An 11758-nucleotide genomic window follows, 5' to 3' on the forward strand; every position below is an offset into this window, starting at 1 on the left:
GACTTCCCCGTCATGGCGTCTTCCGAATATTCCGCGAATTTTTCCGCTCAGGCCAGCGTTCTGCGTCGCCTCTTCGACAAATCCAAATTTGCGATCTCGACTGAGGAAACGCGCTACTACTTGAACGGCGTTTACATGCACATCTCTGACGCGGAAGGCGGCAAGGTGCTGCGCTGCGTCGCAACCGACGGCCACCGCCTCGCACGCATCGATGCAGACCTGCCAGAGAACGCATCCGAAATGCCGGGCGTAATCGTTCCGCGTAAAACGGTCGGCGAGCTGCGCAAACTTCTCGACGACGATGACATGCAAATCGCGGTATCCGTGTCCGAGACCAAAGTTCGTTTCGCAACGCCAGAGATCACGCTGACATCCAAGGTCATCGACGGTACCTTCCCCGATTACACACGCGTTATTCCGCAAGGCAACACACGCAAGCTGGAAGTAGACGCTGCTGATTTCGCAAAAGCGGTTGATCGTGTTGCAACAGTTTCATCCGAGCGCTCACGCGCTGTAAAACTCTCACTCGACGAGGATCGTTTGGTTCTCTCCGTTAACGCACCAGACAGCGGCGCAGCCGAAGAAGAGCTGGCAGTGGCATACGGTGACGAGCGTTTGGAAATTGGCTTCAACGCGAAATACTTGTTGGAAATCGCCAGCCAAGTGGACCGCGAAAACGCTGTGTTCCTCTTTAACTCATCAGGCGATCCAACCCTGATGCGCGAAGGCAACGACACCAGCGCTGTCTACGTCGTCATGCCGATGCGCGTCTGACGCGTCCATGACCACGCTCGCGCTCACCGAGCTAACGCTTTCTCATTTTCGCTCGCACAAGCTGGCCCGCATTTCATGTGGGCCTTTGCCTGTTGCGATCTATGGCCCAAACGGCGCGGGTAAGACCAACATCTTGGAAGCCGTGTCGCTGTTCTCCCCCGGTCGCGGCATGCGTCGCGCCAGCGCTCAGGATATGACACGACGACCCGAAGCCTTGGGTTGGAAAGTGACAGGGCTTTTGCAGGCGCAAGAACAAACCCACGAAATAGAAATGTGGTCCGAAAACGGCGCAGCGCGCAGCACGAAGCTGAATTCAAAACCAGTGCCGCAGAACCGCCTAGCAGAGCTAACGCGCGTGCTTTGGCTCATCCCTGCAATGGACAGGCTTTGGATTGAGGGTGCCGAAGGGCGACGCCGCTTCTTGGATCGTATGGCACTTAGCTTCTTCCCCAACCATGCTGAGGCCTCGCTTACTTATGAAAAGACAATGCGTGAGCGCAACAAACTGCTGAAGGAAAACGTACGCGATCCGATGTGGTACGGCGTGCTTGAAACCCGCCTTGCAGAAACCGGCGCCGTGATCCACGAAAACCGGGTTCGGACGTTAACCTTTCTAAGCGAAGCGCAAGCGCAGGCGCAAACGAGCTTCCCCACTGCAGACCTTGAACTGACCCATGCAGAAGATGCGATGCCTGCCGATAGCGCTGATCTCAAAGACGCCTTTGCTGAAAGCCGCATTCGCGATCTCGCAGCAGGCCGTACGCTTGTTGGGCCGCACCGTGCCGATCTATACGGTGTTTTCACCGCGAAAGGCGTGCCAGCCAAGGATTGCTCAACAGGTGAGCAAAAGGCGCTGTTGATTTCCCTCATCCTCGCCAATGCCCGCGCGCTGGCAGAACAAATCGGTGCGCCGCCCATTCTGCTCCTTGATGAAGTCGCCGCGCACCTCGATGCGACCCGCCGCGCAGCGCTTTATAGCGAGATTAGCGCACTTGGAGCGCAAGCTTGGATGACAGGTACAGGAGTAGAGCTGTTTGACAGCCTTTCCAGCCAATCTTTGCATATAGAGGTCACTGAAACAGACGGCCTCAGCGAGACGAAAATCAACGCATCGCCCTAGTGGCAAACAATGGCACAAAATATAGGCGTAGCACGTGACATTCCCCCCAAAGATTTGTATAAATGGAGCAAATAAAAAGGGGAGTTTCGGATGTCCGAAACCGATCAGAATAACGCCGAATATGGCGCAGATTCCATCAAGGTTCTCAAAGGCTTAGAAGCCGTACGCAAACGTCCGGGGATGTATATCGGTGATACCGATGACGGCTCTGGTTTGCACCACATGGTTTATGAGGTCGTCGATAACGGAATTGACGAAGCGTTAGCCGGTCACGCCGATGCTGTGAACGTCAAAATTCACGCGGATTCATCTGTTTCCGTCAGCGACAACGGTCGCGGTATTCCCGTAGGTATCCACGAGGAAGAAGGCGTTTCTGCCGCTGAGGTCATTATGACCCAGCTCCACGCAGGCGGTAAATTCGACAGCAACTCCTACAAGGTTTCTGGCGGTCTGCATGGCGTTGGTGTTTCTGTTGTGAACGCCCTGTCTAACTGGCTCGAGCTGCGCATCTGGCGTGATGGCAAAGAACATGTCGCACGTTTTGAGCATGGCGATACGGCTGAACACCTGAAGGTTGTCGGCGATGCAGGCGATCACACGGGTACAGAGGTTCGCTTCCTTGCGTCTACCGAAACGTTCTCGAACCTCGAATATTCCTTCGATACGCTTGAGAAACGTCTTCGCGAACTGGCGTTCTTGAATTCAGGCGTGCGCATCATTCTTGAGGATGAGCGCCCCGCCGAACCACTACGCACCGAACTCTATTATGACGGCGGCGTAAAGGAATTCGTTAAATTCCTCGATCGCTCCAAATCTTCGATCATGCCTGAACCTGTCTATATGATTGGTGAAAAGGACGACATCGGCGTTGAAGTCGCGATGTGGTGGAACGACAGCTACCATGAAAATGTACTGCCCTTCACAAACAACATCCCACAACGCGATGGCGGCACGCATATGGCGGGCTTCCGCGGTGCGTTAACGCGAACCATCAACAACTATGCGCAATCCAGCGGTATCGCAAAAAAGGAAAAGATCAGCTTTACAGGCGACGATGCCCGTGAAGGCCTGACCTGCGTTCTTTCAGTAAAGGTCCCTGATCCGAAGTTCTCCAGCCAAACGAAAGACAAGCTGGTTAGTTCCGAAGTGCGCCCTGCTGTTGAAGGCCTCGTAAACGAAAAGCTGGCCGAATGGTTCGAAGAGAACCCGAATGAAGCCAAGATTATCGTCGGCAAGATCATCGAAGCCGCCCATGCCCGTGAAGCGGCGCGCAAGGCTCGTGAACTAACTCGCCGTAAAACAGCGATGGACGTGAACTATTTAGCTGGCAAGCTCAAAGATTGTTCTGAAAAAGACCCCTCCAAAACCGAAGTCTTCCTCGTCGAGGGTGATTCCGCTGGTGGCTCTGCTCAGACAGGTCGTGATCGAAAGACCCAAGCGATTTTGCCGCTCAAAGGTAAGATCTTGAACGTCGAACGCGCGCGTTTTGACAAAATGCTAAACTCGCAAGAGATTGGCAACTTGGTCATGGCGCTTGGCACGGGTATTGGCCGCGATGAGTTCAACATCGAAAAGCTGCGCTACCACAAGATCGTCATCATGACGGACGCGGACGTCGATGGGGCGCACATTCGTACGCTTTTGCTGACCTTCTTCTATCGTCAAATGCCTGCGCTTATTGAGGGTGGCTTCATCTACATCGCGCAGCCGCCGCTTTACAAAGTCTCGCGTGGCAAGTCTGAGGTTTACCTCAAAGACCAAGCTGCGATGGATGACTACCTAATCGAACAAGGCATCGATGGTGCGATCCTGCGTCAGGGCAACGGCGAAGAAATTCTTGGCCAAGATTTGCGCCGCGTCGTAGATGAGGCACGCCAACTCAAACGCGTGCTTGATGCCTTCCCCACGCACTATCCACGTCACATTCTAGAACAGGCCGCCATCGCTGGAGCATTTGTTCCGGGCGTCGTAGATCAGGATTTGCAAGGCACCGCAGACCGCGTGGCCGAGCGTTTGAACCTGATCGCGCTGGAATATGAACAGGGCTGGCAAGGCCGCATTACCCAAGACCACGGCATTCGTCTTGCACGCATATTGCGCGGCGTTGAAGAGGTGCGCACGCTTGACGGTCCAATGATGCGCTCTGGCGAAGCTCGTAAAACCGGCAGCTTCACCAAGAGCTTGCAAGAGGTCTATAACCTTCCAGCGACGCTCGTGCGTAAAGACCGCAATCAGGCGATTTACGGCCCTCTCGATTTGCTCGACGCAATTCTAAAAGAGGGTGAAAAAGGGCTGACGCTGCAGCGCTACAAAGGTCTGGGCGAAATGAACCCCGATCAGCTCTGGGAAACCACGCTTGATCCTGATGCGCGCACCTTGTTGCAAGTGAAGATCGAAGATGTGGCAGAAGCCGATGATCTCTTTACCAAGCTGATGGGCGATGTGGTTGAACCGCGCCGCGAATTTATTCAGCAAAACGCGCTGAATGTCGAAAACCTCGACTTCTAACGCGAACAAAACATATGAACTTCAAAGGCCGGTCGCTTAGATCGGCCTTTTTCGTCTATCTACAGGAGCACACATGGCACAAATCACTTTGGTGCGGCACGGTCAGGCCAATTCAGACAGCCAAGATGAACAAGGCTATGACAAGCTCAGCCCATTGGGGCATGAACAAGCGGCCTGGCTCGGTGCGCATATGCGTGAGACGAAACAGGAATTTGATAGTGTCTATTGCGGCACGCTGCGTCGCCATGTGGAAACTACTGCGGGAATGCAGGCCGAAGAATACGCACCCGTCATCCAAGATGCGCGACTGAATGAACTGGCCTATTTTGATCTCTCAAATGCCTATGAGACCATGACAGGCACTCAAACGCCGAACACCCGCGAAGAGTTCATCGAGCACATGCCGCGCCTGCTGATCGCGTGGAAGGATGGCCTGCTCAAGGATGTTCCAGAAAGCTTCGCTGCCTTTGAGGATCGTGTGAATACTGCGTTAGAAAATATTGCAGCGCGCTCGGATCGGGCTCTGGTAATCACTTCTGGTGGATTGATTGCAAATGTGACGCGACAGGTGATGGATCTTGATATGTACGCCTACGCCCGAATGTGCCTTGCCGTGATGAACACGTCGACCCATCGCGTAACCCGTGTTGGCGCCCATCTCGCATTGACGCAGTTTAACAATATCGCCCATCTTGAACACACAAGCCGCCACTACGCGCAAACCCACATCTAAGGACAAGACCATGACACATCTTTGGGTCAGAGCAGAACAACGCGAAAACGAAGAACGCGTTGGGTTAACACCGATGGGCGCAGCTGAGTTAGTTAAATCTGGCATGCGCGTGACTTTTGAAGAAAGCTCTGTTCGCGCGATAGGTATCGACGGCTATAAAGACGCAGGGTGCGAGATTGCGACGGAAAATTCATGGCCCGACGCTCCTAGTGATGCGATCATCTTTGGTCTGAAAGAACTGCCAGAGGACGGCACGCCGCTTACCCACAAACACATCATGTTTGGTCACGCCTTCAAGGGTCAACCAACTGGCCGCATTCTCCTTGATCGTTTCAAGGCGGGCGGCGGAGCGCTTTACGATCTCGAATATCTCGTGGATGAAGCCGGAAAACGGGTCGCTGCATTCGGGTATTGGGCCGGATACGCTGGCGCCGCTGTGACACTTCGCTGCTGGATCGCACAACAACACGGCAGCATCGCTGGCCCTGTTGGAGTTTTCCAAAGCTCTGAAGCGTTGCTCGCTGACCTGCAAAACGAGCTATCGACCACCAAATCTACTGTTCCGACAGCTCTCATCATCGGGGCGTTGGGTCGCGTTGGATCAGGTGCTGCCGATTTGCTAACCGCATTGGACATAGAAGTGACCAAATGGGACATGGCTGAAACAGCCAGCGGTGGCCCCTTTCCCGAGGTGCTCGCTCATGATCTATTTCTAAATTGTATCCTCGCGCGTCCCGGAACGCCCGTTTTCGTTCCTGCCAGCGCGACGACAGATCCGCGTTCTTTGAAAGTGATTGGCGATATCGCTTGTGACCCTGACAGCGACTTTTCACCGATCAAAGTTTATGATCGCACCACCACTTGGGACGTGCCAGCCCTTCGCGTGCACGACACGCCGCCGCTGGATGTCACAGCAATCGACAACCTGCCGTCCATGTTGCCCGTCGAAAGTTCTCAAGACTACGCAGCGCAGCTTTTGCCATCGCTGCTTTCGCTCACAGATTTAAATAATGGTGTTTGGGGTCGAGCGGCTCAGACTTTCAAAGAACACATTTAGATCAGGTTCTTATCGGATATCCGCATGACAGGCCGAGGCGCGGTAGACCATGCCGTCACCGTCAAAATAGAGCGTTTCAGCCGCAAGAACGTCGTGGTGATTTCTGTAAGTGATAACCATCATATTATGCCCTTCAAAGACGTCTTGAACGTCAAATTTGAGCTCTGGCTGACGCTCTAGGGCCTTGGCCCAGTAGTCACGAAGCGCTGCTTTTCCGTTCAATTCACCTGAACCGACCAGAGCCTGTGCTTTGCGAGAACGAAAGCAGATATCATCGCGATAATGCAGCAAAATCCGATCAAGATCGTGACTGTTCCACCCCTCTTCCCAAGACTTTGCAAAAGCTAGGAAATCTAGCGTCATGGCTTCGGACCTGTGAGCGGAACCACCGTCGGATCAGGTTCCGGCGCGAGTTCTTCAAAGTCAAAATTGTCCAAACGACGCGCACGACGTCCCGCTTTGTCGGCACTGATCTTAATCTCGGAAATGTCTTTCGCCGCCTGTCCAAAATGACGATCCAGATTTTCAACGCGCGTACCAAGACGATCAACATCTGCAAACAGTAGGCCAAGTTCGCGCCGGATCGCGCCCGCTTGTTCCTGCATACGCGCATCTTTCAAAATGGCGCGCATCGTGTTGAGCGTCGCCATGCATGTTGTCGGCGAAACGATCCAGACGCGCGCGGCAAAACCTTCGCGCACGAGTTCAGGAAAGTTCGAATGCAATTCGGCATAGACCGCTTCAGAGGGCAAAAACATTAACGCGCCATCGGCGGTTTCTCCATCTAGGATATATTTCTCTGAAATCGCTTTGATGTGCGCCTTAACCGCCGTTCGCATCATGCGTGCCGCTTCGTTCAATTGCTGCTGCGTTTCAGAATTGCGCAGCGCCTCATAGGCTTCCAGTGGGAATTTACTGTCCACGACAATCGGGCCAGGAGGGTTGGGCAAATGGATCAAACAATCCGCACGCTTGCCGTTCGAAAGCGTCGCTTGCCATGTGTAACTATCCGCTGGCAGGGCTTTTGAAACAATATCTTTGAGCTGAATTTCGCCAAAGGCACCGCGCGTTTGTTTATTGCTCAGAATGTCCTGCAGGCTCAGAACATCGCCCGACAGTTTGGTGATGTTGTCTTGAGCCTTGTCAATGGCTTGCAGGCGTTGTTGCAGTTCCCCAAGGCTCTGTGCTGTACGCCGCGACGAGCCATGCAGGTTCTCGTTCATTACAGTACTCACCTGTGTAAGACGTTGTTCCATCAACTGTAGCATATTCGCCTGTGACGCAGCTTGCGCCTCTGAGACATGGTTCAAACCACCAGCCAACTGCTGTTGCCCGTCAGACAACGATTGCACCCGCTGACCGAGCATCCCCAATTGGTTGGCCAAAGGTTCCGCCATACGTGCTGAGCGGCCAGCGGCGCGCACGGCGACGATCAGCAAGATCACAATCAACAGAAACGCCAAAATGCCCGCAATCGCCGCGAGCACGATGGGATCTTCAAAATCTAAGGTCATCAAGTCCGTCCAAACAGCCGTTCAATGTCGGCGAGTTTCAATTCAACGTAAGTCGGACGGCCATGATTACACTGCCCCGAATGCGGCGTCACTTCCATTTCGCGCAAGAGCGCGTTCATTTCTTCTGCGCGCATCCAGCGACCCGAACGGATAGAACCATGACAGGCGACACGGCTCAGAATCGCTTCGATCTTAGCTTGCACTGTTTGACTTTCGCCCTGATCGGCAAGCTCATCCAAGATATCCAAGAGCATCGCTTTGGCATTCACCTCGCCCAAAATCGCAGGCGTTTCACGCACCGCAATCGCGCCGCCGCCAAAGGGTTCAATCCCTAGGCCAAGCTTGGACAGATCATCAGCCATCTCCATCAAACGCGCGCAATCGCCGTCGGACATCTCAACAATCTCGGGTATAAGCAGCGCCTGAGCCGGAACACCATTTTCTGCCATTTGGTTCTTAAGCTTCTCATAAACCAAACGTTCGTGCGCAGCATGCTGATCGACAATGACCATCCCATCGGAGGTTTGCGCAATGATGTAGTTCTCATGCACCTGCCCACGCGCGGCGCCCAATGGAAACTGCTCCAATGGCGTCTCTGCCTTTGGTTCCTCCACAACATCAACACGGCTAAACACGCTTGCTGTTTCTTCAAACCCTGACACGGGTGCCTGGGCTTGATAGTTCGCACTAATCGCTCCGCTCGATGGGCGGTCCATCTGATACATACGCGGTGGGCCACTGGGTGCAGGTCGCATCGCCCCCAGCGTGGCGTCAGCTACCGTAGAAGACGCTCGATGCCCGGCTTCCGCTAACGCATGGCGTAGCGCCGAAACGATCAAACCACGCGCAATGCCCGGATCGCGAAAACGCACCTCAGATTTAGCAGGATGCACGTTCACATCGACTAGCTGGGGATCACAATCAAGAAACAAGGCAGCCGCAGGATGACGATCCCGCGAGAGGAAATCAAAATAGGCGCCACGCAAGGCGCCGACAAGTAATTTGTCCCGTACTGGGCGCCCATTCACAAAAAGGTACTGCGCCACGGCAGAGCCACGCGAATAGGTTGGTAACGCGGCAAAACCGGTCAAATGCAAACCATCACGTTCAGCTTCAATGCGCAGCGAATTTTCCGCAAACTCAGCACCCAAAATTCGGGCCAGTCGACCGTGCAGCGCATCGAACAAATCACCGCTTTCCGCATCAGCGCGGAACGTGACGCGTCCCTCACCGCCACCAGACACGTCGCGCAGCGTAAACCCAATGAAAGGTTCCGCCATGGCAAGGCGTTTGATCACATCTGTGATTGCCTGCGCCTCAGCGCGATCTGTGCGCATGAATTTAAGACGCGCCGGCGTGGCATAGAAAAGGTCACGTAACTCGACGACGGTTCCCTTGCTTAGGGCAGCTGGCTTCACGGCGCTCATCGCACCACCCGCAACTGCAATCTCAAACGCATCAAACCCAGCCGCGCGTGATGTAATGGTCAGACGCCCAACAGCACCAAGCGAAGGCAATGCTTCGCCCCGAAAACCGAAAGTATGAATGTTGAGCAGATCGCTCCCATCAATCTTGGATGTCGCATGGCGGGACAAGGCAAGTGGTAGCGCATCAGGCACAATTCCGCAGCCATCATCGACCACACGGATCAGCGTTTTGCCACCATCGCCATAAGCCACCTCTATACGATGGGCCCCAGCATCAATGGCGTTTTCGACCAATTCCTTAACGGCAGACGCGGGACGTTCGACAACTTCACCCGCTGCAATCCTGTTGATCGCAGCATCGTCTAACTGGCGGATAATGGGCTGTTCATCGCTTATCTTGAGGGCAGGATCATTCATACCCCAACACCTAGCATATCATTTCGCGATTCTGCTACGCGTTAGACACAAAAAACCCGGGCACGAATGCCCGGGTTTGGTTTCTTAGTTAATGGAGCCAGACTTAGCTGCGGCCACCGAACTCTGGGTACGCTTCCATACCAAGCTCAGACATGTCGAGACCTTTGATCTCGTCTTCTTCGCTCACACGGATACCTGTGACTGCTTTCAGGATGAACCATACAACAGCTGAGACAACGAATGTGAAGACGCCGACAACTGCGATGGAATAAAGCTGAACACCAAGGCTCGCTGCGTCGTTTGTGAAGCAAACTGCGATTGTGCCCCAGATACCTGCGAAGAGGTGAACAGGGATCGCACCAACAACGTCATCGATCTTCAGTTTGTCCAAGAATGGAACCGCGAAGACTACGATTACGCCGCCGATTGCACCGATCAAAGTCGCCACACCAAGGGAAGGTGTCAAAGGCTCAGCTGTGATAGATACGAGACCAGCCAATGCGCCGTTCAGAACCATTGTAAGGTCAGGCTTTTTGTACAGAACCTGTGTCAGGATCATCGCTGTCAAAGCACCACCAGCAGCAGCTGCGTTTGTGTTTGAGAAGATGCGGGAGATGTCAGCAACGTTTGCAGCTGTGTCCATGTAAAGCTGGGAGCCACCGTTGAAGCCAAACCAACCGAGCCACAGGATGAACGTACCAAGCGTTGCAAGTGTCAGGTTGGAACCCGGCATTGGAACAGTGCGGCCATCTTTGTATTTACCAATACGTGGTCCAAGGATCAGCGCGCCTGCAAGAGCGGCCCAGCCACCAACAGAGTGAACAACTGTGGAACCCGCGAAATCTTGGAAGCCCATGCCGTCAAGGAAACCACCGCCCCATTTCCAGCTTGCTTGGATTGGGTAGATCAGACCAACGAGGATGATCGTGAAGATCAGGAAAGGCCAAAGTTTGATGCGCTCAGCAAGAGCACCAGAAACGATAGACGCAGTCGCCGCACAGAACATCAACTGGAAGAAGAAGTCAGAACCGACAGATGCATACGTTAGGTCAGGCTCTGCGCCTTCAAGACCAACTGGCTCAAGCGCTGTAGTGCTGAATGCGCCGAGAATGCCGTCGATGGACCAGCCGTCGCCAGGGTACATCAGGTTGTAACCGATCAAGTAGTAGATGATCGTCGCGATTGAAAAGAGACCCATGTTTTTGGTCAACTGCATCGTAACGTTTTTGCCGCGAACGAGGCCCGCTTCCAACATTGCAAAACCAGCTGCCATGAAGAAGACCAAGAAGCCCGCTACAAGGAACATGAAGGTTGTAAAGATAAAGCCAATGTCTGCGTTTGTAGGCGTTGTATCCGCCTCCTGCGCCAGTCCAAGGCTTGGGAGCAAAAGAACAGCAGCGCTGGCTCCAAGTAATTTAGTGTAAGTCATTTCCGTTTCCTTCAAATCGCGCGAATTAGATCGCGTCGCCATTTGTCTCGCCTGTCCGAACACGTACCGCTTGGGCCACGTCCAGAACGAAGATTTTGCCGTCACCGATCTTGCCCGTGCGCGCAGTGTTAGTGATGGTTTCAACCGCTTGGTCAGCCATCGCAGCGCTCACAACGAGCTCAAGCTTCACTTTCGGTACAAAGTTCACAGCGTATTCCGCGCCGCGGTAAATCTCTGTGTGACCCGATTGTGCGCCGAACCCTTTGACTTCCGTCACCATCATTCCGCGAACGCCAATTTCTGTCAGGGCTTCTCGGACTTCCTCTAATTTGAACGGTTTAATCGTCGCTATTATGAGTTTCACCTGATGTGCCTTTCTTAAGAACGAGGGGGGAGGCCCTCTGATTGCAGTTGCAGCAAAGCCCCACACCTGCGAAGTTGAAAAGAGAAGCAGGCATATCTGGTACGAGTTTACGAAGTGGTGTGATTGAAATTTAAGCAGGTGACTTAAGGTGTCTATTTTTTGTGCATATTTGCGCTTCCACCTCTTTTTCAAACACTCAACAACTCAGTAAAATCGCGTTAGAGTACATAAAAATAAGTTCCGAGCAGGTTCCAAAATGGTTCAGAAAAAAGGCAACACCCCAAAGCTTGTCGCCGACAAGCGCTATGGAAGTGCTAAGAAAACATCAAACAAACCAAAAAAGGTGCGTAAAAAACGTGCAGCGCGCAAATTGCCGCGTGGACCTATTGGATGGATTTTGGCGCTTATTCGCTGG

At 53.5% G+C, this 11758-nt stretch carries 10 protein-coding genes; 5 read left to right on the plus strand and 5 right to left on the minus strand.

Annotated features, from left to right (window positions below; translation table 11 throughout):
- The 5 genes from dnaN to ABJQ89_RS01645 all read left to right on the plus strand — a co-directional run.
- Positions 1-774: DNA polymerase III subunit beta (gene dnaN, locus ABJQ89_RS01625; RefSeq protein WP_348494533.1), on the plus strand; the 774-nt coding region annotated here is incomplete at its 5' end.
- 7 nt (positions 775-781) lie between these two features.
- Entirely contained in the window at positions 782-1894 is a 1113-nt protein-coding gene (gene recF / locus ABJQ89_RS01630) for a DNA replication/repair protein RecF (RefSeq protein ID WP_348494534.1), read from the plus strand.
- Between the two features lie 90 nt (positions 1895-1984).
- On the plus strand, positions 1985-4402 hold the full coding sequence (gene gyrB / locus ABJQ89_RS01635) for a DNA topoisomerase (ATP-hydrolyzing) subunit B (protein WP_348494535.1): 2418 nt from the start codon (positions 1985-1987) through the stop codon (positions 4400-4402).
- Between the two features lie 73 nt (positions 4403-4475).
- A complete protein-coding gene (locus ABJQ89_RS01640) occupies positions 4476-5135 on the plus strand; it encodes a histidine phosphatase family protein (RefSeq protein WP_348494536.1) in 660 nt (219 codons plus the stop codon).
- Positions 5136-5145: 10 nt separating this feature from the next.
- Complete coding sequence (locus ABJQ89_RS01645; RefSeq protein WP_348494537.1) at positions 5146-6192, plus strand: saccharopine dehydrogenase; 1047 nt, start codon at positions 5146-5148, stop codon at positions 6190-6192.
- A gap of 9 nt (positions 6193-6201) precedes the next feature.
- Here ABJQ89_RS01645 and ABJQ89_RS01650 read toward each other — a convergent pair whose 3' ends face one another.
- From ABJQ89_RS01650 to ABJQ89_RS01670, 5 genes are all read right to left on the minus strand, one after another.
- Positions 6202-6555 (minus strand): nuclear transport factor 2 family protein, encoded by a 354-nt coding sequence (locus ABJQ89_RS01650; RefSeq protein WP_348494538.1) that lies wholly within the window; start codon positions 6553-6555, stop codon positions 6202-6204.
- Complete coding sequence (rmuC, locus tag ABJQ89_RS01655) at positions 6552-7706, minus strand: DNA recombination protein RmuC (protein ID WP_348494539.1); 1155 nt, start codon at positions 7704-7706, stop codon at positions 6552-6554. The genes ABJQ89_RS01650 and rmuC overlap by 4 nt, the downstream gene beginning before the upstream one ends.
- Complete coding sequence (gene mutL / locus ABJQ89_RS01660; RefSeq protein ID WP_348494540.1) at positions 7706-9550, minus strand: DNA mismatch repair endonuclease MutL; 1845 nt, start codon at positions 9548-9550, stop codon at positions 7706-7708. The genes rmuC and mutL overlap by 1 nt, the downstream gene beginning before the upstream one ends.
- Before the next feature lie 103 nt (positions 9551-9653).
- Positions 9654-10979, minus strand: coding sequence for an ammonium transporter (locus tag ABJQ89_RS01665; RefSeq protein WP_348494541.1), 1326 nt, complete (start codon positions 10977-10979; stop codon positions 9654-9656).
- Between the two features lie 25 nt (positions 10980-11004).
- On the minus strand, positions 11005-11343 hold the full coding sequence (locus ABJQ89_RS01670) for a P-II family nitrogen regulator (protein ID WP_348494542.1): 339 nt from the start codon (positions 11341-11343) through the stop codon (positions 11005-11007).
- Between the last annotated feature and the right edge of the window lie 415 nt (positions 11344-11758).

Origin of the sequence: Planktotalea sp. (assembly GCF_039984035.1) — a bacterium.
Classification (GTDB): domain Bacteria; phylum Pseudomonadota; class Alphaproteobacteria; order Rhodobacterales; family Rhodobacteraceae; genus Planktotalea.